The sequence below is a fragment of the Lacticaseibacillus daqingensis genome, from assembly GCF_003946115.1.
Lineage (GTDB): Bacteria > Bacillota > Bacilli > Lactobacillales > Lactobacillaceae > Lacticaseibacillus > Lacticaseibacillus daqingensis.
Genome location: NZ_RHOH01000002.1, coordinates 318519 through 340404, shown reverse-complemented (window position 1 = coordinate 340404; position 21886 = coordinate 318519). Strand labels below are relative to the sequence as shown.

Genomic DNA, 21886 nt, shown 5'->3' with positions numbered 1-21886 from the left:
CGATCCTCCTTACTCAACTGTACTCATTGTATCATAGTTGATGTCACTGGTTATTAATTCATTGTAAAGATGCGCTGAAAAATTGCTCGCCACGTGGTCGGAGCCGCGGCCTGCGGCGACGTTCCCGGGGCCAATTGGGCCAGGACTGCCGGTGTCAGCGCACCACAGCACCGCTCATGATGCGCCACCGGTGGCGCATCAAAATGGGCCAGCAGTGCGGCCCGGTGGCATGTCGGCGCCTGCAAAAATGTCCCCATCGCATCGAGACCCCGCTGTTTGTCGCCGCGGCGGGCGCGGAGTTGGGTCAGGACCTGCGCCTGCGAAAATCCTGCCTTGATGTAGGCTTCAACGAGCATCACCTGCGGGTCATCGAGGGTCACATACGCTTCCGGATGCTTGAAGACGGTTTGAATCAGCTGCGCGTCTGGCAATGCTTGGGCGAACTGCGCAGCTCGCTGGTAGTCGCCCGGCCCCATCAGCAAAAGGCTCGCGCTGAACTGACCATCGCGCCCCGCGCGGCCGATCCCTTGCGTGTACGCCTCCAGCGACTCGGGCACATGCGTGTACACCACCAGTCGAACATCCGGCTTATCGATGCCCATGCCAAAAGCGCTGGTCGCACAAATGACCCGCAGTTGCGCGACCATAAACTGGCGTTGAATCAAATCCCGCTGCGCTGCTGTCAAGTCCGCGTGGTAATAGGCCGCCGCTACCCCCTGCGCCTGCAATCGCGCGCTCGTGGCCTCGGCGGTCGCCTTGCGGTCAAAATACACGATCACCGGCCCGGCCACCGCCTGCACAAGCGCGTCCAGCCGGGCGTCTTTGGCGTGCGCTGAACCAACGGTTTCCACGCCTAAAAACACGTTAGGCCGATCCACGGACGCGATCTGCATCAGGGGGTCACGCAACCCAAGCCCCTGCGTGATGTCGCGTTGCACCGCGGCCGGGGCCGTGGCGGTCAGTGCCAAAACGCTGCGCGGATTGAGCTGCTGAATCGCTGCGCCGAGCTGCAGGTACGCCGGGCGAAAGTCTGGGCCCCACTGCGAAATGCAGTGCGCTTCATCCACGACAAACAGGCTGAGCGGCACATGGGCCAACCGTTGCAATACGGCTGGCTTCATCAGGGTCTCCGGCGCCACGAACACAAACCGATAGCTCGCCAACTGCGCCAGCACCTGCGCCATATCCGCTGCGTCAAGGCGACTGGACAAGGCGACCACGCGTTTTTCGCCACTCGCCTGCAAACGCGCCACTTGGTCCTCCATCAAGGCCAGCAGGGGCTCCACCACCAGCACGGTGCCAGGCAGTAGCCGCCCTGGCAGCTGATAACACAGCGTTTTGCCGCTTCCCGTGGGCAGCACCCCCAACGCATCACGACCCGCCATGACCGCCGCGATCAGCGGTCGCTGCCCCGGCCGAAACGCGGTGAAGCCAAAGTGCGCCGTCAGCGCTTCGTCAAGCTCAGTCATTTGGCCACCTCCCTTGAAGCATCAAGATCTGAAACAACCGAACGGCAAAGAAATCGCTGGTCGGCACCGCCGCCAGCAACTTCTGATAGTCCTGTTCGTGCGGATCAGATTGGCCGGCGAGGGCTGCACGAACCGGTGCCGGGATCAATTGGGCGATGGGCGGCTGCCACCCCATGATCGTGGCGGCCAGTAGGTGTTCGTTGACTGTGCTGGGCTTCAGCCGTAACTGCGCCGCGATAGCAGCACGCGCCACGCCTTGGTCGGCCAGTGCTACCGCCTGATAGCTGCTGGGTGAAAAAAGCGCCACTGGCCCGCCCCACAAGGCGTTGAGCTGTGCCCACTCCGGGTGTGCCACCAACTGAGCGATCAACGCACTCACGGCGTCTAAGTCAGCCAAGTGCGCCGCCAGCCCGTCTGCGCGCGCATCCCCCACGAAGCCGTGCGCCACAAATCGCCGTGCGAGACGATCGGCCTGGGCCGTGGGCAGCGCCGCAAAAGCGGCTGTCAGTTCGGCAACGACCGCTTTGGCGTTCACGTGCCGGGTCCACTGACGCACGCGCTGTTGTGTGTGCCAATCATTCGTCACAGGCTGATACCGCCGGTTTTTGAACTGCGCCTCCGACAGGACCTGCACCGCCAAACTCAGCCGTTGATCAAAGGCCGAGGCGCCCCACTCAGCCCGAAAGGCCTGTGGCAACGGCACCCGCTGCCGAGCCTCAGCCTGCCGGGCTGGGTCAGTCAGCACGATACCGCTTGCTTGGCGGGCCACCGCCCGTTGCGCCACCAGCCGCGCCACCGCCGCCTGGTACTCATCGCGCCCCAAGTCGGGCAGCAGCTGCAGCCACTGCAACTGGTTGTGTTGAAGCGCAGAATACAGCGTCGACAGTGTTTTTTTGCCGGTCAAAAGCAGATAAACCGCCACTTCACGGCGGGGGTGCAAAGAGAAGAATTGAATCACCAAGTCGTCGAGCATGCGCGCCTCCTTTGAACTCGCTTTGACTTCTCATTATACGCCTTTGCCCCTCAGCGTCCACGGCCCCGGCGCACAAGGTGTATACTGAAGGGACTGATCCCTTCAAGGAGGTAAAGTATGCCACTATACGCCAAGGTCGACCGCGAGGCCTGCATCGCCTGCGGCCTGTGCCAGATGCTGGCACCGACGCTGTTTGATTACGATGCCGATGGGCTCGCCAGCTACACCCCCGATCACAACACCGGCACCACCCCACTGACTGGCGCGCAGGCGATCGTGTTCAGACGCGCCTACACGCGCTGTCCAACTGGCGCGATTCACCGCCAAGCCGCCCCATTTTCGTCCGATGAACCGTGATCATCACACCGACGTTGTCTGACGCTTCAGCCGGCTCACCGCACTGCGCGCAAAAAAAATCGCCGACCGCAGTCGACGATTTTTTTTGCGTTAACGCAGATGTGGCACTTGTGCCGCACGCTGTTGCTTTTCCAGCCACGGCATGAGCGCCTTGGCAAGGACGAAGAAGACCACCGACACCACGATCCCCTTGATCAGGTTGAATGGCACGACTCCGATCAGGACGTACTTCGTGGTGGACATGCCCAGCTGGAAGTTCATCATCGCCAGATACATCGGCATGATCAAGACCCAGTTCAGAAAGCTCATGATCACCGTCAAGCTGAGCGTCCCACCCAGCAGGCCCGTGATTTGGCGGCCGAGTGAGTTCTTGTTTTTCATCACCATCACCACCGGCCACATGAAGCCGCAACTGGCCACGAAGGACGCCGCGTCGCCGATCAAATTGATGACGCCACCACCCGTCAAAACATAATGCAACAGGCTGCGGACGAAGGCAACCATCACGCCGCCCACCGGCCCGTACAGCAAACCACCCAGCAGAACCGTCAGATCAGAGAGATCCAACTTCAAAAACGGAAAGGCCGGTAGAATCGGAAACGCAAGAAACATCTGCAACACGAAGCCAACTGCCGCCAGCAAGGCGACCCCAACCAACCGGTGCAACTTAGAACTTGACATGAAAAACCCTCCAAGTGGTTGCTTCAGAGGAGCAAAAAAAGACCCACTACCCCCGGGGAGATAATGAGCCTTCGTCTTGAATTCGAGTATTCAAAATAAAGCCCCATCTTCTTTATCTAGACTTTAACTATCGGTTCCGGAATCGCACCGGATCAGCCGCGTTGCCGCGGGTCGTGGACTTTCACCACCGGTCGGGAATTGCACCCTGCCCCTGAAGACGAACCAAGTTTATTTAATTACTCACTTATTGTAACCACCGACTCCTAGTGTGTCAAGCCCTTTTGTGCGAACGTTTTCAGCACCTGGATCTCGATCGGCTTCAACGGCCGGTGTTCTCCTGATTGCAGCCCCTCCAGCGTCAGTGGGCCGTACTCGGTTCGAGAGAGCTTCATCACGGGGAACCCGAGCGCCTGAAACATTTTTTTGACCTGGTGATTGATCCCTTGGTGAATGGTCAGGGCCACGATCGCGGTTTTTTTGGCCTTATCCGTGGAAATGATGGTGAAGCGCGCCGGGGCCAGCTTCTTGCCCGCCACCACGAGGCCGTCACGCATCGGCATCAGCTGCGCCCGGGTCGGGATCCCTTGCACCTTGGCCACATACTTCTTATCCACCTTAAAGCTGGGGTGCATCAGCATGTTGGCAAACTCACCGTCATTGGTCATCAAAAGTAATCCTGAGGTGTCATAGTCCAACCGGCCGACTGGATAAAGGTGTTCCTGAACGTCCTCAAAGTAATCCGTGACAACGGCACGCTTCTTGTCGTCCGTCACAGCGGTAATGACGCCGCGCGGCTTGTAGAACAGGAAGTAGCGCTTGCGCTCCTTGCCCAGCGGCACGCCGTCTACCAACACCTCATCGCGGTCGGTGACTTTAACGCCCATTTCGGTCACCACCACACCGTTCACTTCAACGTGGCCAGTGCGGATCAGATCCTCGGCGTGGCGACGGGAGGCGACCCCCGCGTTGGCGATCACCTTTTGGAGTCGTTCTTCATTCTGTTGTGGCATCTGTCTCTCCTTCTGTTGGGTCCAGTGCGGCATCAAAGTCCGCGAACAAGTCAACCTCTGCAGGGGCTTCGGCCTCACCCAACACGGGGAGGTCATCGAGTGTTTCCAGCCCGAAGTAATCGAGGAAAAATGGCGTCGTCGCGTACAAAATCGGGCGCCCCGGGGCCTCTTTACGCCCCGCTTCCTTGACCAGCCGCCGGGCGGCCAGCGTGGTCAAGGCGCCAGTGCTCTGCACCCCGCGCACCTCATCGATTTCGATGCGCGTGATCGGCTGCTGATAGGCAATGATGGCCAGCACTTCCAGCGCTGCCTGGGATAGCCCCTGCGCCGGGGGGCCAGCGAAGTACTTCTTGAGGGTTTCGCCGAACTCGGGCTTGGACACCAGGAAGTACCGCTCGTCGGACTGGCGCACGAGCAAGCCGCGGCTGGCGTCATCGGCCAAGGCCTGGCTGTATGTCGCCAACTGTTGGCGCATGGCGGCTGGGCTGATACCCAGCAGCTGGGCGAAGGTCTCCAGCGCAACCCCCGCCTCGCCGGCCGTATACAAAACGGCTTCGATCAACGGCTGCATCACGCCACCTCCTTCATCATCACAGTGATCGGCGCGAATGGCTCCGGCTGTTCGCACTCGATCTGATCGTTTTTCATTAACTCTAAAATGGCCAAAAACGTGGTCACCACGCCTTCCACCGTATGGGCGGCAATCAGCCGCTCAAAGTTGCAGGTGTGCCACCGGGCCAGCTCGGCCAGCACCTCGTTGATGCGTTCAGCGATCGAGATGGGCTCGGCCTCAATGTGCGCGATGGTTTGCGCCGTGGCCAGCTGCCGTTGCATCACTGCAGTCATTGCGGCGGTCAGGTCGCGAAGCTTGACCGCCCCAGGGCTCATTGGCACCTGCACATCCGCGCTCGGCAGCGTTTCGGGTTTGGCGTATGAGCGCGCCCGGGCCTGTTCGTAGGCCTTCAGGTCGCCAGCAGCCTCCTGGTACACCTGGTAAGTCAAGAGTTGGGCAACCAAGTCCGCGCGGGGATCCACATAATCGGTGTCCGCCGGTTCCTCAGGCGCGGCCTGTGGCAGCAACAGCTTACTCTTCAGCGCCATCAGGCTTGCCGCCATGACAAAATAATCACCAGCCACATCCAACCGCAAGTCCTGCATCTGGTGCAGATAGTCGAGGTATTGGCTAGTGATCTGAGCGATTGGAATGTCGTAGATATCCACTTCGTTGGTACGGATCAGGTGCCAGAGTAAATCCAGCGGCCCGGAAAAATCATTCAGCACGAGTGTCAGTGCCATTGGCAGTCTCTTTTCTCTGTTGATTAAACGCGGCAATCAGCGGGGCCGTCTCTAGCGTCCCCATCAGCTTGACGCCCGCGTACTGGGCCTGAAGGTCGCTGAGGACCGCGAACTGCGTTGCAGTATCCCGAAACGCAGGCGAAAGCGACAGGTGCCGGATCAGCACAAAGTCAGCCCCGGTTTCCACGCCCACCACGCCTTCAAAATCACCGCCGGCCGTTTCACGGTACAGGTACAGCAGGTGGGCGTTGTCTTCGGTGTACAGCTTGAGCTCCGTCTGCAAGTGATCCATGTCTTTCAGATCAGGGACAAACGACAGGAACCCCATTGCGATTTTGGCATAATCGTTCTTGTATTTTGTCAGCATCAAAAAAGCCTCCACAATTAACTACTCTCACCCGCTACGATACCATATGCACGCCGCGCCGGCAATCAGAACCGCTAGCCGCGCGGGTGCGTGGCGTGATACACCGCCACGATCTTCTTGTTGCTCAAGTGCGTGTAGATTTGCGTAGTACTGATATCGCTGTGGCCCAGCAGCTCCTGCACCACGCGCAAGTCCGCGCCGTTTTCGAGTAAGTGAGTCGCAAAGCTGTGGCGCAGGGTGTGCGGCGTCACGTTCTTCTGAATCCCCAGCGCTTCAATATAGGCCTTCAAGTTCTTCCAGATCCCTTGGCGGGTCAGTGGCCGCCCGTGGAAGTTCACAAACACAGTCGGCGGTGCGGGCTGCTTCGTCAGCTGAGGGCGAGCGGTGCTGAGGTACTGGCTCATCCAGGTGACCGCCTGTGGTGAGATCGGGACGATGCGTTCCTTGTCCCCCTTCCCCGTCACCTGTAACAAGTTCAGCGTCAAGTGAAGTTGGTCCAAGCGCAGGGTCACCACCTCCGACACCCGCAAGCCCGTGGCGTACATCAGTTCAAAAATGGCGCGATCGCGCAACCCCAGCGGCTTGGTCGTATCCGGTGCCGCCATCAGCCGGTCTATTTCGGTGCTCGACAGTGTCGCCGGCAGGTGCTGGGCTGGCTTCGGCGAATCGATCAGGGTCATTGGGTCGCTGGTGATAACGGTTTCCTGCATCAGGTAGCGATAAAAGCGGCGCATTGCGCTGATCATACGGCTCATGGAACTAGCCGCCTTCAGCGAGGTCTGCGCGCTCAAGAAGTCCTGAATGACAGCGAGCTCCTCGGGAAACGCTGCGAGTTGCTGGGTCGTCAACCAGGCAGCAAACTCGCGCAGGTCCTGCTGATAGCTGGCCTGCGTTGTGGCGGCCAGCCCCCGCTCCACATCCAAATAATGGCCGAAGTCTAAAATTAGCTCGTCCATGTGTCGCCTCCTAGTGCTCGAGCAACTCGGTGACCCCATCGTGCTGGCGAATCGCCTTGGCCTTCAGCAAGTGCCCCAACGCGCGCTTGAACGCGCCCTTGCTGATGCCAAAGGCTTGCTGGATCGCAGCTGGATCACTTTTGTCCGTGTACGGCATTTGGTGGTTCGGGCTGTGCTCGAGCACCGCCAGCACCATCGCCGCGTCATCCGAGATCGCTTCATAGGCGCGCGGCTTGAGCGACAGGTTCAGCGTGCCATCGTCGCGCACCCCGATCACGCGTGCGTGCACGACCTCACCCAAGCGTGGCTCCACTTCACGCTCATTCGGATGGATGAAACCCAGGTAAAAATCATCCGTCAGCACGTGCGTCCCCGCCATTTTCAGGCGGTACACCGTGGCAGTCACATCTTGGTTTTTCATCGCGGGCTTCGCGTGGTTGGCCACGGCTTGAATGATCGATTCATCCGCCAGATTTCCCCACAACCGGTGCTTCTTGTCGATCATCAGGTCGACCATCAGGCGATCGCCACGGGCCGGCCACAAGCGGCCCAGCTCTGGCAGCTGGTCAAGGGACACCACAATGTCCTTGTCCGGCAAGCCGATGTTCACAAACACCCCGAGGTCGCGCCGCACCTCAACTACCGTCCCAAAGGCGTAGTGGTCGTGGCCGATCGTCGGCAGCTTCGTGGTCAGCCGAGCGTTGCCTTGCGTGTTGTCGTACGCAAACCCGGTGAGGGGCGTGCCCACCGCCGGCGTGGTGTCAAACTCCGTGCCGTCGATGGCCATCGTGACCCCATCGTACTGTGCGAACACCTGCGTCTCATTGCTATCCGTGACCGTCGCTTCGACGATCTGACCGTTAAACTTCATACTTATCCTCCGTCCCTATTTCACAGGGAGTAAATTGAATACTGTCAGTAACACATACGTCATCCCGCTGGCGATCACGGGGCCGGCCGCGATGCCGCGCAGCAGCACCACCCCCATGATGGTGCCAAACACCAGCGCCACCGTCATCTCAGGACTTTGCGCCAAAAGCCCGACCCCCTTGGCAGACAGCACCGCCACGAGGACCCCCATGCTGATGGCGATCCATCCGGCCGGGCTGCGTAAGACGCGCGCCAGCTCCGCAAACCCGATCTCACCGGTGGCGATGGGTACCATGATAGCGGCTGAGATCACCGTGACCCCCCAATTGATGCCCTGGCCCTGCAGCAACTTCAGGACCGGGTGAAATGCGGGGATCAGCTTCAGCAGCATGACGGCCCCCACCCCGATCAGCAGGGATTGATTCTTCGCCAATGCGGCGATCACAAAAACCGCCCCCAAAAAAAACCAGCTTTCCATACGCACCCTCCTCAAAATTTCTCTATTCAGTCTACCCGAGTTGACATAAAAAAGCAATGCACGCCCTCAGCCGCCGGTCGCTGGCCACACAAAAAGACGCGCGGCAAGTCGCACGTCTTTTTGTGTTCAGTCAATGGTTTAAAGGGCGTTAGTCGCACCCTTGTAGATGATCCCACGACGGGAGTCAACCGTGATCACTTGACCATCGGTGATCGCGTCCAAGGCACCGGCCGCACCGACAACCACTGGAATGCCCATGGCGATCCCAACGACTGCGGCATGGCTCGTCAGCCCACCGTTTTCAACGACCAAAGCGGCCGCCTTTTCGATGGCTGGCAGGTAGTCCTTGTCCGTGGTCTTGACAACCAGGATGTCACCCTTTTGCATCTTCGCAGCAGCTTCCTGCGCGTTGGTGGCCAAAACAGCCTTCCCAACCGTAGATTCGTCGCCGACACCGGAGCCTTCAACCAGCTTGGAGCCGATCAGTTGAACCTTCATGACGTTGGTCGTCCCGGTTTCGCCCACTGGCACCCCGGCCGTGATCAGGATCAGGTCGCCTTCTTCCGCGAAGCCCAGTTCTTGGGCCTTCTTGGTGGCCAGGTCGAACATGTCATCGGTGGATTCTGGTGCATCGGCGATGATTGGGTAAACGCCCCAGTTGATCATCAGCCCCCGCTGGGTCTTCTCGTCGAACGTGATGGCAAGAATGTCAGCCTTTGGCCGGTACTTGCTGATCATGCGGGCCGTGAAGCCAGACTTGGTCGCCGCAACGATGGTCTTAACGCCCAAGTTGCGCGCGGTGTGGGCCACAGCCTGACCAACGGATTCCGTGATGTTCGCGTTGCTGTAGGCCTTGAGCGCAAAGGCGTCCTGGTCCTGCATCGCTTTTTCGGTGTACTCGTCGATCCGGGCCATTGCGGCAACGGATTCAACCGGGTAGTCCCCGTTGGCGGATTCGCCGGACAGCATCGTGGCATCGGTCCCATCAAAGACCGCGTTAGCCACGTCGTTCACTTCAGCACGCGTTGGCCGTGGGTTTTCCTGCATGGAGTCCAGCATCTGAGTGGCCGTGATCACCGGCTTGCCCAGCGCGTTGCACTTCTTGATCAGGGACTTTTGAACCAGTGGCACGTGTTCAAACGGAATTTCAACCCCCATGTCCCCACGGGCGATCATCAGACCATCGGAGACCTTAATGATGTCATCGAAGTTGTCGATCCCTTCTTGAGATTCGATCTTTGGGAAGATCTGGACGTTCAGGGCATCCTTTTCTTCGAGCAGTTCACGAATATCCAAGACGTCTTGCGGCTTCCGAACAAAGGAGGCTGCAATGAAGTTAATGCCGCTGTCCAGGCCGAAGCGGATGTCATCGGCATCCTTTTCGGTGATCCCAGGCAGGTTGATGGAGACGCCAGGGGCGTTCACCCCTTTACGGCTCCCAAGCAGACCATCGTTTTGAACGGTGGTCACCAGTTCGCGGTTGGCTTCGTCTTTTTCGGTGATCAAGACGTCGATCAACCCATCGTCAAACAGAACGTGGCCCCCAACGTGGGTGTCGTCGTAGAGCCCTGGGTAGGTCACGGCGACCTTGTCCTTGTTCCCGTCAAGGCTAGCATCCATCGAGATCCGCAGCACGTCGCCGGTGTGGAGTTCGATCTTGCCGTTGTCGGTTGCCTGAACGGTCGTGCGGATCTCCGCACCCTTCGTGTCAAGCATGATCCCAACCGTCTTGCCCGTGATCTTTTCGGCTTCATGCACCATGTTCATGCGTGACAGGTGTTCCTCATGGTCACCGTGGGAGAAGTTAAACCGGAATACGTTAGCCCCCGCCTCGATCAACTTAACGATGATGTCTGTTGTGTTACTTGCTGGTCCAAGCGTGCTAACGATCTTGGTCTTTTTCATAAATGAAATCGCTCCTTTGACAATTTTTTAATACCGACTTTAACGTCAGAATTAACTAAGTTAGTAGGACAGATCTTCCGCCAGGTCGTACAGGGAAAGCTCTGTCTCGTGCTTCGAGTTGAAGAGGTCTGTCATCGGGTGATTAACCAGTTGGTTGTTCTGGATCCCGATGGCCAAACCGCCCTTGCCTGCCATCAGTAGTTCAACGGCGTAGGCGCCCATCTTCGACGCCAAAACGCGGTCCTTAGCCGTTGGCCGCCCCCCACGTTGCACGTGGCCGAGGATAGTGGCACGCGTCTGGAAGTCGCCGTAAGCGTTGAGCTTCTTCGCGAATTCGTCGGCATGCATCACGCCTTCTGCCAGCACGATGATGGCGTGCTTTTGGCCGCGTTCGCGAGAGGACTTCAGCTTGTTGGCGACTGCTTCAACGTCGAATTCATGTTCAGGGATGATGACGTCAGAAGCGCCCCCAGCAACCCCGGCCCACAGCGCGATGTCGCCAGCACCACGGCCCATCACTTCCACGACGAAGGTCCGTTCGTGGGAAGCAGCGGTGTCGCGCAGCTTATCAATGGCGTCCAGTGCGGTGTTCACCGCAGTGTCAAACCCGATCGTGAAGTCCGTGTAAGGAATGTCGTTATCGATCGTCCCTGGCAGGCCGACCGCATTGTAACCGTGTTCGGTCAGGCGCAGGGCGCCATGGTAGGAGCCATCGCCACCGATCACGACCAGGGCGTCGATCCCGAATTTGTTCAGCTGTGCGATCCCCTTGAGTTGGGTCTCTTCCTCTGCAAATTCAGGGTAGCGTGCGGAGAAGAGCATGGTCCCCCCGCGGTTGATCACGTCGCTGACCGTCAAAGCGTCCATCTGGAAGATGTCGCCGGCAACCAGCCCAGCAAATCCGTAATTGATCCCGAAGACTTCAAGGCCTTCAGCCATCGCCTTGCGCGCAACGGCACGAACGGCTGCGTTCATGCCTGGTGCGTCGCCGCCACTGGTCATAATCCCAATGCGTTTCATCATTTCACCTCATGCGTTTTCTTTTAGGGACCATAATTGCCCCCAAATACTGATTAAGCATATCACTTTTCAGAAAAAAAGTCCCGTGCAAAGCCAAAAAAACCGTTTTTTCCTAGTGACCCGTCACACCTTGTACGACGGCATTCTCTTCCCCAACTAGACCACGGACTGCCGCCAAGAGTGCCGGGTCCAGGTCAACCCAGTAGGCTTTGGCCAACAGCACGCTTTCACGCGTCGCCGGGGCCACCGTGATCACCGGGGTAGCGCCGTGGTGCGCCGCCAACGCTTTCAGCAAGGTGGTCTTCACGGTGTCCGGCATTTCCGCGGGAAGGCGGATGAAGAGCTTCTGGGCTGGCAGGGCCGCCACTGCGGCTTCTGCGGTTGTCACTTGATTGGCGATCAGCTGAATCCCATCGCGGGATTCAGCACGGCCACTGACCACGATCACCGCGTTCGTCGCGAGGTCGGCGATCGTGGGGTAAAGCTTCGGAAACACGGTCACCGACAGTGTGCCGGTGGCGTCTTGACCATCGATGAAGGCCATCTCCTGCCCCTTTTTGGTCCGGATACGCTTGATTCGGCGCACTACCAGCACCACCGTGACAGTGCGCCCAGCAGTGACGGCCGTCGCCGTGGTGAGCGGGCGAAACGGCGCAAGCTGATTGACGTAGCGATCAACGGGATGGCCCGACAGGTACACACCCAGCACCGCTGCCTCTTGATCGAGTCGTTCGGTCGGCGCAAACTCCGGCACTGCCACCGGCTTAGGGGCCAATAGCGCGAACAGGCCGACATCGTTTCCTGAAAGTTTGACCGAGTCGATCAGTTCCCCCAAGTTGGCCAACGTCTGCGCCCGATTGGCATCAAACCGATCAAAGACGCCGGCATAGACCAATGGCGTGAAGGGTTCCGGTTTGAGCCATTTGGGATCGAGGCGCTGCATCAGCTCTTGCAAAGATTTGAACGGGCCGTTCGCCCGGGCTGCCAAAATCGCGTCCACGAAGTCTCGCCGCACCCCACTAATGGACAGGAGGCCAAAGCGCAACCCCTGCCCTTCAATGCGAAAGACGCGGCCCGACCGGTTGATGTCCGGCCCCAGCAGCGGCACATGGCGGGCTTTGAGTTCCACCACGTACTGCCGCAGTTTTGCGGTGTTGCTCAGGCTCGCATTCATCAGCGCCGCGTAAAAGGCGGTGGGGTAATGTTCCTTGATGTACGCCAGCCAAAAGGCGATCTTGGAGTAGGCCACAGAGTGGCTCCGGTTGAAGCCGTAGTGCGCGAACTGCTCGATGTATGCGTACACCGTGGTGGCGGTCGCCTCATCGTACCCTTTTTGCTTCGCCCCTTGGATGAAGCGCACGCGCTCCCGCTCGATGACGGCCTGTTTCTTCTTGGACATCGCGCGCCGCAGCAAGTCCGCTTCGCCAAGGCTCAGGCCCCCCATGACGCTGGCCACCTGCATGACCTGCTCCTGATACACCAGCACCCCGTACGTCGAATTGAGGATCGGTTCAAGCGCCGGCACGGGGTAGGTGATGGGCGCCTGGCCATTCTTGCGGGCGATGAACGTGTCGATCTGCTCCATCGGCCCTGGCCGGTACAGCGCGTTGACCGCCACCACGTCCTCAAACCGCGTCGGCTTCATTCGGCGCAGCACGCTTCGGATGCCATTGCTTTCGAACTGGAACACGCCGTTTGTGTCGCCGCGGGCAAACAGCGCGAGGGTCGCCGCGTCGTCCAGTGGGATCTGCTTGGGGTCAAACGGCTTGCCGGTTTGGCGCGTGATCGACGCGGCGGCGCTGGCCAAAATACTCAGGTTGCGCAGCCCCAGAAAGTCCATCTTGAGCAATCCTAGCGCTTCCACGTCACCCATCGGCACTTGCGTCTGCGCGATGCCATCACCACCGTCCTGCAGCGCCACGGTGTCCGTCAGCGGTTCCTGCGCCAGCACGATCCCGGCTGCGTGCGTGGAGTCGTGCCGCGGCAGGCCCTCAATGGCCAAGGCCGTGCTGAACAACGCACGGTGGTCATCCGCGTCTTTGACCAAGTTCTGCAGCGCCTGCGATTGATCGTAGGCCGTTTTCAGATCAATGTGAAATTGGTTGGGGATCGCGGCGCTCCACTTGTTGCTTTCGAACTGACTGAGCCCGAACACCCGTGCACAGTCTCGCAACGCCTGCTTAGCGCCAAACGTCCCGAAGGTGATGATCTGCGCCATGTGCTCGGCCCCGTAGCGGTCGTGCACGTACTGAATCAGCTCGCCGCGGCGGTTATCGGGAATGTCGAGGTCGATATCCGGCATGTTCGCGCGCGCCGGGTTCAGGAACCGTTCAAACAGCAGGTCGTACTGCAGGGGGTCCACTTCGGTGATCGCGAGCGCGTAGGACACCAGCGCCCCCGCGGCGGAACCCCGCCCCGGCCCCGTCATGATGCCCACCTCATGGGCATGGTTCATCACGTCCCAGACCACTAAGAAGTAATCGGCGAAGCCCATCTTGTCGATCACGCCCAACTCATAGGTCAAGCGTTCGGTGTAAGCCGCAGGCACCGGCTGACCAGCAAAGCGCGCCGTCAATCCGACCGTGGCCAGGTCAGCCAAGTAGGCGGGCGCCGATTGTGCGGTGGGCACCGGATAGTGCGGCAGCTGCGGCTGACGAAAGGCGATGGTGGCCGCCGCGCGCGCCACTAAGGCGGCTTGATTCGCCAGCGCGGCGTCCAGCCCTGCCGCTTGGTAAGGCGCGGCGGCAGTGTCTGGCGGGGTCAGCCAGTCGGTCCCCGCATCCATCAGCGCCGGATCACGCAAGTTAAGCTGCGTGCCGGCACCGATGGCCTGCAGCGCTTTTTGCGTGAACGCATCGGTCGGGTCTTGGTAGCTGACGCGATCCATGGCGATCAGCGGCAAGTTTTGCGCGGCGGCCACCGCCGGCAAGGCGCTGCCGATCGCCACAGGTTCAAGTCCCACCGCAAGAGTCGCCGGCGCTTTGGCGGCAAAGCCCGCCGCGTACTGGGCCAAATCGCCGTGAACTGCCGCAAAATCTGCCTGAAGTAGCGTGCTGCTCGGTAGCAAGACCGCTAACCCCGTGAACTGCGGTAACGCCGCCAGCGCCGGTGGTGTCTCGGCCAGCTTGATCGCGCTGGACAACCGCAGGAGCTGGTGGTACCCCGCCGTTGTCTCCGCAATCAGCACCGCGGTGGCGTCGGGCAACGCCAGCCGCATCCCCAACAGTGGCTTGATGCCCGCTGCCGTCGCTTGCCGATAAAAGTCGACCACCCCGTACATCACGTTCGTATCGGTCAGGGCGATCGCCGAAAAACCGCGCTGCTTGGCGGTTGTAACGATGCTTTGAATCGTCAGCGGGCTTTGCAGCAGGCTGAAGCTACTTTGAACTTGTAAATGCGTAAACATGATTGGCCACCTCACTTTCATTATACCTGAACCCAGCCCCCCCTGCAGGCCCTTCACCCCTGCGGTTTGTGGTTGCAATTCCCGTTGGCCGTGTTAAGATGTCTATGAAAAGAGGGATTCTATGCGCTATATTGTCACAATGGTGTGGGGTGTTCTGCTGGGCGAGGTCGTAGGCTTCTTAGTCAGCGCCTTGGCCGGCGGCACCTTCGACCCCATCTTAAGTATGTATGCCGGGTTGGCCTTTGCCGTCATCCTGTTCATCATGCCAGTTATCATGAAGCACTTCGACCCCGAAGCAAGCAAAAAAGCGTGATCGCGATCACGCTTTTTATTTTGCGCTAGAATGGGGTCGTCCCACTCGCAAGGGAGCCGAGACATAATTAACGGCCCAAGGAGCCACGACGATTCTAGGACAGTACGAGACGAAAAGCGGTTTTAGCCGCTTATTCAATTATTTCGTGATGTAAATGTACAGCGCCGTCGTGGAGAAGCCGACGTCGAACTTTACCCCGTGGCTCGTGATGGTGTCGATCGTCGTCGAGCTGCTGTCCTTATCCGACGTGGCTTTTTGAAAGGCCGTGCCGACCTTCTTGGCGTCCGCACCCACCGCGTTGGCGAGCAGGCCAAACTGGGTGGCAAACTGCGCCTGCAGTTTTTTGGTCTTCATGGCCTTGATCGGCACGATCTCGGTGATCCCCATCAACTGACCCGCCTGCACGTTCAAGCGCACGGTGCCCGCCGCAGATTTCAGGACCTGCTTGAGCCCCGTGACGGACGCCGGCAGCTGCTGGACCTTCGTCTGTTTCTGCGCCGTTGCCATGGCAGCAGCGAGCGCTTGCTGCTGCTGGGCGGCCGCAAGCTTCTCGGCTGGGCTCAGCTTGCTGATATCCACGCTTTGCGCCTGCTTGAGCTGGGCCTGTGTTTCGGCCGGCAGCGCCATCGCCACCACGGCTTGGTTGTAGGCCTTCGCGACCGCCGAATAGGTGCCAAGCGACTTGGCCGCCTGGACCGTCACGCGGTGGGTCAGGTCGCCTGCCTTCAGCGTCACTGTCTGGGCCTTGGGCGCCACTGGGACGCTGACCACAAAACTATCCCCGCTCACCTTCACCGTCCCGGTTGCGGCGGGCGCCTGATACCGCACCTGCTGAGTCCCCTTAGCGGTGCCCTTGATGACGGCCACCATGCCGGTTTGCTTGTAGGTCGTCTTGCCGGTCGTCAGGCTTTGGCCACACCCTGCCAGCATCAAAAGACTGCCCAGTGCCAGCGTTAACTTTCCAATCTGTTTCATATGTTCAACATCCTTGTCTTAGGTTTTCCGCCGGTTCCGTGAACCGATCACGCAACCCAAGTCTACGCGCCACCGAAACGCCTTGGCAAGGCAAAAGTGACTGAGTGTCACATTTAGGCCTGCACCCGAAAGTTGTCGTCGGTCGTGGCCGTGATCACCGGATTGGCGCGCAGGTAGTCGGCGATCAGCTCGGTCATATCCTTTTGGTTCTCCCGGATCACCTTGCTGGGGTCAAACATGGCAAAGTTGCCCCCACCCGCTGCCCGGTACTGATTGACGGTCACTTCGAGCTGGTCAGTTGCCTTCACCGGTGCCCCGTGATACACCAAGCGCGTCACGCGCTGGCCTACCGGTTGCGTGATATCCAACGTGTAGTCGATGCCATCGTACATGTCGTAGTTGTAATGCTGGGGCTTAGGTTCGGCAAAGCGCGGCGTCACCATCAGCTGACCCGCGTCATCCAGGCTGAAGTACTCAGCGTCTTGCTCCAAGGCCGCCTTGAGGTCGGCCCCGGAAAGCGCCATGACGGCCAGGGTATTGGGGTAAATGTAGTTCGTGACGACATCGCGCATTGTGATCAGCGCCCCAAAGCCGCGCCCCTCGTTATTGAACAGCGCCGTCCCCGCAATGTCCGTGCCGGTGGCCGCCTGCTGAACGCAATTGATGAATTCGATGTAGGGATGCTCCCGCAACCGGGCCGCTGCCGGGTCCTGAATCGTCATGTCCCCAGTCACCCGGCCCAGTGGCGCATCCAGCCAGTCTTCCACCGCGGCACTGGTCTCAGCTACCGTGTTAAGAACGGCTGGCGTGGCTGACGCGGCTGCGGTCGCCGCCAAGGCCGCAGTGGCCGCCGTCACGTGCACGCCTTGGTCATCGCGCGCCAGCGTCAGGGTGATGACGCCAACGTTGGCGCCGCGATAGCCCGGCTGATTGACCGGCACCCCGTTCACCACGCCTGCCAGCTCCCGGTGCTGGTGGCCGGTGATCAATGCGTCCACGCCGGGCACCTGGGTCAGCGCATAGGCCACGTTTTCGCCGGTCAGCGCCTCTGTTGGCGCGCCGGTTTCAAGGTCCCGCTCAAAGCCGCCGTGGTACGCGACCACCACGACATCCGCGAGCTCATGCAGACGTGGCACCCACCGCTTGGCCGTTTCGACCACATCCGCGAAGGTCAGCCCCGCAATGTTGGCGTGACCCTCCCAGTGCGGGATGTAAGCCGTCGTCAGCCCCAGCACCGCCACCGTCACGCCGGCGCGCACGAACAACTGGTACGGCTGGCCGAACGCAGGCTGACCGGCCGCCAGAATGTTCGCGCATAAAATGGGGTAGTCAAGCGTGGCAATGGCGGCTTTGAGGTAGTCACTGCCGTAGTTGAACTCGTGGTTGCCGATGATCCCGGCATCATAGCCGACCGTGTTGTAGGCCGCCGTTTCAAGCGCCGGCTGGGTTTTCACCCGCGCGGCGTAATACGCCAGCGGCGACCCCTGAAGGAAGTCGCCGTTTTCGATCGTCAACACCGGCCCGGTGGCGGCCTGCTTCAACTGGTCGATAACGGTCTTGGCCTTGCTCAGCGAAAACGGCAGATCCATGTCGCGCTGCACGTAATTGGTTGGGGTGATAAACCCGTGGGTGTCACTGGTGGAAAGTAGTGTGAGTTGCATGTTAATCCTTCTTCTTGGCGGTTGGGATCGCGGTTGGGCGCGTCATCTGGGTCATCGCCTCAACCAGCATTTTTTGGAGCACAGCGTTGATGGCCAGATTGACCATCGCATTTTGAATATTGGTCGTGTCAGCCTTGTTGACCTTGTTGATCAAAACGGTGCCCGTGAAGTCCGAGTTCACCTGCTGCACCGCGCCGATGAACGCGAGTATGAAGGCGTCAAAGGCCTGCTGCTTCTCGCGCCCGCGCAACTGATAGTCGATGCCGCTGGCGATCGTGTCCAGCGCAAACACCGGCTTGAGCATCGCAATGACCAAAATGTTGGCGATCTGCCCCTTGTGGTACTTCTTCTTGATGGGGCTGGTGATCACCCCTTTTTTGACATAGTTGTTGACCATGGTCGGTGTCAGCTCATCCAGCCCCAGCGGGGTAATGATCTCGTTGACGAACTGCACGACTTGATCCATATACAGATCAAACTGCGGCAAGTCTGTCCAACGCGGCAATTGCGCCTGCTGTAAGCGGGCCAGGTACGCGGTAAAAATCTCTTCTTCAGCCATAACGATCCCTCCTTCCCTCAGTATACCACGAGAGCTGGTCCTCGAAACCAGCAAATCCGGTCAGCGGCAAACAAATAGCCCCACACATGGTGTAGGACTACCTGGGTTACGCGTTAGCGTCTGACTTCTTGACCACTTGGGCGCCTTTGTAGAAGCCCTTTGGAGAAACGTGGTGAGATACGCGGTATTCGCCGGTCGTTGCGTCGAATTGCAGGTTAGGCACATTCAACTTGATGTGACCGCGGCGCATACGCTTCTTGGTTTTTGAAGTTCTGCGTGCTGGAACTGCCATGAGCGGAAAACCCCTTTGTTTTAGATTTCTTTTCTACTATACCGGACATCCCAGAAATTGCAAGGCAAAATCCGCGTCCGATGCCTTGGGTAGCGAACTACCACAGCACGTCTTATCTTACTAAAAAACTGGCGTCAAGGCAAGACCTTAACAGGAGATTTTTGTCAGGCCGGCGGATTCGCGGCACTCGTGAAGGTCAGCTGGCCGGCTGTCACGCCGATAGTGACGGTGCTTTGCGGCAGGATGGTGCCGGCGATCAGCTGCTTGGCCAGCGGCGTTTCCACCGCGGTCGTGATCAGACGCTGCAACGGCCGCGCGCCGTACGCCGGCTCATAGCCCTTGTGTGCCAGCCACTCCTGGGCCGCCGGCGTCACGGTCAGCGTGATGTCCTGCTGGCTCAGGCGCGCGCCAAGGCGGTCGAGGTCCTTGACCGCGATCTGTTCTACATCTTCAAGGCGCAGCGGGTTGAAAAGGATGATGTCATCGATGCGGTTCAGGAACTCCGGCTTGAAGTGCCCCCGGATCAGTTGCATTACCTGATCCTTCACCGTGTCACTGACCGTTCCGGTAGCCGCTACCCCATCCAGCAAGACATCAGAGCCGAGGTTGGAGGTCATGATGATGATGGTGTTCTTAAAATCCACCGTCCGGCCCTGGCTGTCCGTCAGCCGCCCGTCATCGAGCACCTGCAGAAGGATGTTGAAGACATCGGGGTGCGCCTTTTCGATCTCATCCAGCAACACAATGGTGTACGGGTTGCGACGCACCGCTTCGGTCAGCTGGCCGCCTTCCTCGTACCCGACGTAGCCCGGCGCAGCCCCGACCAACCGCGACACGCTGATCTTGTCCATGTACTCGGACATATCCAGGCGCACCATGTGCTTTTCGGCGTCAAACAGCGAGGCGGCAAGCGTCTTGGCCAGCTCAGTTTTCCCCACCCCAGTCGGGCCGAGGAATAAGAAGCTTCCCAGCGGGCGGCTCGGGTCCTGCAGACCGGCGCGGGACCGCAGCACGGCATCGGCCACTGCACTGACCGCCGCGTCTTGGCCGATCACCCGCTCGTGCAAGTGGTCGGCGAGGTGCATCAGCTTTTCGCGGTCCCCTTCGACGAGCTTGGCGACCGGAATACCGGTTTGCCGGGAAATGACGGCCGCGATCTCATTTTCTGTCACGCTTTCTTGCACCAGCCAGCTCGCGGGCCGCTCACTGGCCTCTAAGTCCTTGAGTTCCTTCTCCAGCGCAGGGATCGTGCCATGCTGAAGGCGGGCGGCGGTTTCCAGATCGTACTTAGCCTGCGCGTCTTCCAGCGCGTGCTTCGCCTGATCGATTGCCGCCTTCTTCTCGTTCAACGTTGCGATATCGTGCTTCTCTGCGTCCCATTGCGCCTTCAGTCGGCTGGTTTCTTCTTTGAGGTCGGCCAGCTCCTGTTGCAGTTGGCTCAGCCGCTTGGCCGACGCGGGATCGCTTTCCTTGGTCAGTGCCGCCGCCTCGATTTCCAGTTGCATCTGCCGGCGCAAGGCGACATCAAGCTCAGTGGGCCGGGAGTTCATTTCAACGTTGATGTTGGCACTTGCCTCATCCACCAGATCGATGGCCTTGTCCGGCAGAAAGCGGTCCGTGATGTAGCGATCCGACAGCGTGGCGGCGGCCACCAGAGCGTTGTCGTGAATGCGCACGCCGTGAAACAGCTCAAAGCGCTCCTTGAGCCCGCGCAGGATCGAGATCGTGTCCGCCACGGTCGGCTCCTGCACCAGCACCCGCTGGAAGCGGCGCTCCAGGGCTTTATCTTTTTCGATGTTCTCGCGGTACTCGTCCAGCGTTGTGGCGCCGATCAGGTGCAGCTCGCCGCGTGCCAGCATTGGCTTGAGCAGGTTGCCGGCGTCCATCGCGCCTTCCGCCTTGCCGGCCCCCACGATGGTGTGGATCTCATCAATGAAGAGAATGATTTGACCTTCTGACGCCTTAACTTCCTTCAGGACCGCCTTCAGCCGCTCCTCAAACTCACCACGGTACTTGGCGCCGGCAAGCAGACTGCCCATATCCAGGCTGATGATTGTTTTATTTTTCAGGTTGTCGGGGACATCCTGGCGCACAATGCGCTGGGCCAGCCCCTCCACGATGGCCGTCTTGCCGACCCCGGGCTCCCCGATCAGCACCGGATTATTCTTGGTCTTACGCGACAGAATCCGAATAACGTTGCGGATCTCCTCATCCCGCCCAATGATCGGGTCCATCTTGCCACTGCGCGCCGCCTTCACCAGATCGGTGCCGTACTTCTTGAGGCTTTGGTAGGTGTTCTCCGCCGTCTTTGAGGTGACCCTGGCCCCACCGCGCACCTTGTCGACCACCGCCGCCAGCTGCTTTTGGGTCAGTCCGCTTGCGGTCAGGAACTTGGTGATCGGGTTGTACTGCTGGTCAAACAGGGCCAAAAGCACCGCCTCGGTGGCGATGTACGTGTCCCCCAGCTGCGCTTGCACCTTCCCCGCCGCTTGGATCAGCTGATACAGCGGCTGACTCAAATTCTGGCCGTAACTAGCGGCACCTTCTACCACCGGCTCGGCCTCAAGCGCCTGATCGATCGCCGCGGTCAACCCGTCCAGGTTCACGCCAGCTTCCTTGAACAGTGACGTCGCAAAGCTATTGGGTTGCACCATCGCCTTCAGCAGGTGCGGAATGTCGACCTCTTGGTGATGCCGGACACTGGCGATCTGTTGCGCCGCGCCAAGCGCATCGCTCACGGCCTGAGTAAACTGCTCTGGATTCATCCTGATTCCTCCATTTCTAGCGGCAGGTCACCCTGCCGATCCGCTAGCTTCATCTTACCAAGTCGGCTTTGGTCAGTAAAGGTCAACGTCGCCTGCGCTCCCAAAATCGGGCGCAGGACCGAGCCGTAAAAACGCCCGCCGTTGGCCGGCGGGCGTTGGGGTTACTTAGATTCATCGGGCGTTGGTGCTGAAGTCTCGGCCTTAGCCGCCAGTTGCGCCTTGAGCGATGCAATTTCTTCGCTTGCCTGCTTCGTTGCCGTCGCAATTGCGTCTTCTTGCGCCTGCGTCAGCTGCTGGTTCTCGGCTTCTAAAGCCTTGAGTTGCTTGTGCGTCTTGGCGAGGCTTGCAGTTGAGACCAGCAACGTGACCAGTGCACCAAGGAGCAGGCACACGACGATCACCACGATCAGCGGCCACTGAAATGCGGCGCCAAAGAAGTTCACCGCGACCGGTTGCCCGTTCAGCAGAGCGAAGATAATAACGATCAGGGCAAGGACCAGCCCCACAATTAAACGTTGTTGATTTTTCATCGG

Annotated in this window: 21 protein-coding genes and 1 riboswitch; of the genes, 2 read left to right on the top strand and 19 right to left on the bottom strand. The window is 59.6% G+C overall.

Features of this window, described 5'->3' with window-relative positions:
* Positions 1-53: 53 nt before the first annotated feature.
* Positions 54-1469, bottom strand: coding sequence for a RecQ family ATP-dependent DNA helicase (locus EKM88_RS03810; protein WP_125703288.1), 1416 nt, complete (start codon positions 1467-1469; stop codon positions 54-56).
* The gene (locus tag EKM88_RS03805; protein WP_125703286.1) at positions 1462-2442 is read right to left on the bottom strand and encodes a hypothetical protein; all 981 of its coding nucleotides are present in this window, start codon (positions 2440-2442) and stop codon (positions 1462-1464) included. The genes EKM88_RS03810 and EKM88_RS03805 overlap by 8 nt, the downstream gene beginning before the upstream one ends.
* Positions 2443-2559: 117 nt before the next feature.
* Between EKM88_RS03805 and EKM88_RS03800 the strand changes: the two genes are divergently transcribed.
* A complete protein-coding gene (locus EKM88_RS03800) occupies positions 2560-2799 on the top strand; it encodes a ferredoxin (RefSeq protein WP_125703284.1) in 240 nt (79 codons plus the stop codon).
* A gap of 90 nt (positions 2800-2889) precedes the next feature.
* Here EKM88_RS03800 and EKM88_RS03795 read toward each other — a convergent pair whose 3' ends face one another.
* The 11 genes from EKM88_RS03795 to EKM88_RS03745 form a co-directional block, all read right to left on the bottom strand.
* On the bottom strand, positions 2890-3480 hold the full coding sequence (locus EKM88_RS03795) for an ECF transporter S component (RefSeq protein WP_125703282.1): 591 nt from the start codon (positions 3478-3480) through the stop codon (positions 2890-2892).
* A 101-nt stretch (positions 3481-3581) separates the two neighbouring features.
* A riboswitch (FMN riboswitch) is annotated at positions 3582-3703 on the bottom strand.
* Positions 3704-3743: 40 nt separating this feature from the next.
* Positions 3744-4490 (bottom strand): pseudouridine synthase, encoded by a 747-nt coding sequence (locus EKM88_RS03790; RefSeq protein WP_125703280.1) that lies wholly within the window; start codon positions 4488-4490, stop codon positions 3744-3746.
* On the bottom strand, positions 4474-5061 hold the full coding sequence (gene scpB / locus EKM88_RS03785) for an SMC-Scp complex subunit ScpB (protein WP_125703278.1): 588 nt from the start codon (positions 5059-5061) through the stop codon (positions 4474-4476). Before scpB ends, EKM88_RS03790 begins: the two co-directional genes overlap by 17 nt.
* A complete protein-coding gene (locus EKM88_RS03780) occupies positions 5061-5786 on the bottom strand; it encodes a segregation and condensation protein A (protein ID WP_125703276.1) in 726 nt (241 codons plus the stop codon). The genes scpB and EKM88_RS03780 overlap by 1 nt, the downstream gene beginning before the upstream one ends.
* The gene (locus tag EKM88_RS03775; protein WP_125703274.1) at positions 5761-6153 is read right to left on the bottom strand and encodes an N-acetyltransferase; all 393 of its coding nucleotides are present in this window, start codon (positions 6151-6153) and stop codon (positions 5761-5763) included. Before EKM88_RS03775 ends, EKM88_RS03780 begins: the two co-directional genes overlap by 26 nt.
* Before the next feature lie 74 nt (positions 6154-6227).
* Positions 6228-7109, bottom strand: coding sequence for a site-specific tyrosine recombinase XerD (gene xerD / locus EKM88_RS03770; protein WP_125703272.1), 882 nt, complete (start codon positions 7107-7109; stop codon positions 6228-6230).
* A 10-nt stretch (positions 7110-7119) separates the two neighbouring features.
* Positions 7120-7980: a CvfB family protein gene (locus tag EKM88_RS03765; protein WP_125703270.1), complete on the bottom strand. Its 861-nt coding sequence runs from the start codon at positions 7978-7980 to the stop codon at positions 7120-7122.
* Positions 7981-7995: 15 nt separating this feature from the next.
* Positions 7996-8457, bottom strand: coding sequence for a DUF441 domain-containing protein (locus tag EKM88_RS03760; protein ID WP_125703268.1), 462 nt, complete (start codon positions 8455-8457; stop codon positions 7996-7998).
* Between the two features lie 138 nt (positions 8458-8595).
* Entirely contained in the window at positions 8596-10362 is a 1767-nt protein-coding gene (gene pyk, locus EKM88_RS03755; RefSeq protein WP_125703266.1) for a pyruvate kinase, read from the bottom strand.
* Positions 10363-10422: 60 nt separating this feature from the next.
* Positions 10423-11382, bottom strand: a complete 960-nt coding sequence (pfkA, locus tag EKM88_RS03750; RefSeq protein WP_125703650.1) for a 6-phosphofructokinase — start codon at positions 11380-11382, stop codon at positions 10423-10425.
* A 112-nt stretch (positions 11383-11494) separates the two neighbouring features.
* Positions 11495-14791 carry a DNA polymerase III subunit alpha gene (locus EKM88_RS03745; protein WP_125703648.1) on the bottom strand — a complete coding sequence of 1099 codons (3297 nt, stop codon included), beginning with the start codon at positions 14789-14791 and terminating at the stop codon, positions 11495-11497.
* Between the two features lie 118 nt (positions 14792-14909).
* On the opposite strand from EKM88_RS03745, the gene EKM88_RS03740 reads away from it, so the two are divergent.
* Positions 14910-15101 carry a YjzD family protein gene (locus tag EKM88_RS03740; RefSeq protein WP_125703264.1) on the top strand — a complete coding sequence of 64 codons (192 nt, stop codon included), beginning with the start codon at positions 14910-14912 and terminating at the stop codon, positions 15099-15101.
* A 138-nt stretch (positions 15102-15239) separates the two neighbouring features.
* Here the strand turns inward: EKM88_RS03740 and EKM88_RS03735 are convergent, their stop codons facing one another.
* The 6 genes from EKM88_RS03735 to EKM88_RS03710 form a co-directional block, all read right to left on the bottom strand.
* Positions 15240-16076 (bottom strand): hypothetical protein, encoded by an 837-nt coding sequence (locus tag EKM88_RS03735; RefSeq protein WP_225418427.1) that lies wholly within the window; start codon positions 16074-16076, stop codon positions 15240-15242.
* Positions 16077-16189: 113 nt separating this feature from the next.
* Complete coding sequence (locus tag EKM88_RS03730) at positions 16190-17737, bottom strand: bifunctional metallophosphatase/5'-nucleotidase (RefSeq protein WP_125703262.1); 1548 nt, start codon at positions 17735-17737, stop codon at positions 16190-16192.
* Between the two features lies 1 nt (position 17738).
* The gene (locus EKM88_RS03725) at positions 17739-18296 is read right to left on the bottom strand and encodes a DUF1836 domain-containing protein (protein ID WP_125703260.1); all 558 of its coding nucleotides are present in this window, start codon (positions 18294-18296) and stop codon (positions 17739-17741) included.
* Positions 18297-18402: 106 nt separating this feature from the next.
* Positions 18403-18588 carry a 50S ribosomal protein L32 gene (gene rpmF / locus EKM88_RS03720; protein ID WP_125703258.1) on the bottom strand — a complete coding sequence of 62 codons (186 nt, stop codon included), beginning with the start codon at positions 18586-18588 and terminating at the stop codon, positions 18403-18405.
* Positions 18589-18752: 164 nt separating this feature from the next.
* A complete protein-coding gene (gene clpB / locus EKM88_RS03715; protein WP_125703256.1) occupies positions 18753-21353 on the bottom strand; it encodes an ATP-dependent chaperone ClpB in 2601 nt (866 codons plus the stop codon).
* Between the two features lie 161 nt (positions 21354-21514).
* Positions 21515-21883 (bottom strand): LapA family protein, encoded by a 369-nt coding sequence (locus EKM88_RS03710; RefSeq protein WP_125703253.1) that lies wholly within the window; start codon positions 21881-21883, stop codon positions 21515-21517.
* Positions 21884-21886: the final 3 nt, after the last annotated feature.

Bases quoted from the DNA above. Each gene is read 5' to 3' on its own strand.
- EKM88_RS03810 (WP_125703288.1), bottom strand. From the start codon at position 1,469: ATGACTGAGCTTGACGAAGCGCTGACGGCGCACTTTGGCTTCACCGCG.
- EKM88_RS03805 (WP_125703286.1), bottom strand. From the start codon at position 2,442: ATGCTCGACGACTTGGTGATTCAATTCTTCTCTTTGCACCCCCGCCGT.
- EKM88_RS03800 (WP_125703284.1), top strand. From the start codon at position 2,560: ATGCCACTATACGCCAAGGTCGACCGCGAGGCCTGCATCGCCTGCGGC.
- EKM88_RS03795 (WP_125703282.1), bottom strand. From the start codon at position 3,480: ATGTCAAGTTCTAAGTTGCACCGGTTGGTTGGGGTCGCCTTGCTGGCG.
- EKM88_RS03790 (WP_125703280.1), bottom strand. From the start codon at position 4,490: ATGCCACAACAGAATGAAGAACGACTCCAAAAGGTGATCGCCAACGCG.
- scpB (WP_125703278.1), bottom strand. From the start codon at position 5,061: ATGCAGCCGTTGATCGAAGCCGTTTTGTATACGGCCGGCGAGGCGGGG.
- EKM88_RS03780 (WP_125703276.1), bottom strand. From the start codon at position 5,786: ATGGCACTGACACTCGTGCTGAATGATTTTTCCGGGCCGCTGGATTTA.
- EKM88_RS03775 (WP_125703274.1), bottom strand. From the start codon at position 6,153: ATGCTGACAAAATACAAGAACGATTATGCCAAAATCGCAATGGGGTTC.
- xerD (WP_125703272.1), bottom strand. From the start codon at position 7,109: ATGGACGAGCTAATTTTAGACTTCGGCCATTATTTGGATGTGGAGCGG.
- EKM88_RS03765 (WP_125703270.1), bottom strand. From the start codon at position 7,980: ATGAAGTTTAACGGTCAGATCGTCGAAGCGACGGTCACGGATAGCAAT.
- EKM88_RS03760 (WP_125703268.1), bottom strand. From the start codon at position 8,457: ATGGAAAGCTGGTTTTTTTTGGGGGCGGTTTTTGTGATCGCCGCATTG.
- pyk (WP_125703266.1), bottom strand. From the start codon at position 10,362: ATGAAAAAGACCAAGATCGTTAGCACGCTTGGACCAGCAAGTAACACA.
- pfkA (WP_125703650.1), bottom strand. From the start codon at position 11,382: ATGAAACGCATTGGGATTATGACCAGTGGCGGCGACGCACCAGGCATG.
- EKM88_RS03740 (WP_125703264.1), top strand. From the start codon at position 14,910: ATGCGCTATATTGTCACAATGGTGTGGGGTGTTCTGCTGGGCGAGGTC.
- EKM88_RS03735 (WP_225418427.1), bottom strand. From the start codon at position 16,076: ATGAAACAGATTGGAAAGTTAACGCTGGCACTGGGCAGTCTTTTGATG.
- EKM88_RS03730 (WP_125703262.1), bottom strand. From the start codon at position 17,737: ATGCAACTCACACTACTTTCCACCAGTGACACCCACGGGTTTATCACC.
- EKM88_RS03725 (WP_125703260.1), bottom strand. From the start codon at position 18,296: ATGGCTGAAGAAGAGATTTTTACCGCGTACCTGGCCCGCTTACAGCAG.
- rpmF (WP_125703258.1), bottom strand. From the start codon at position 18,588: ATGGCAGTTCCAGCACGCAGAACTTCAAAAACCAAGAAGCGTATGCGC.
- clpB (WP_125703256.1), bottom strand. From the start codon at position 21,353: ATGAATCCAGAGCAGTTTACTCAGGCCGTGAGCGATGCGCTTGGCGCG.
- EKM88_RS03710 (WP_125703253.1), bottom strand. From the start codon at position 21,883: ATGAAAAATCAACAACGTTTAATTGTGGGGCTGGTCCTTGCCCTGATC.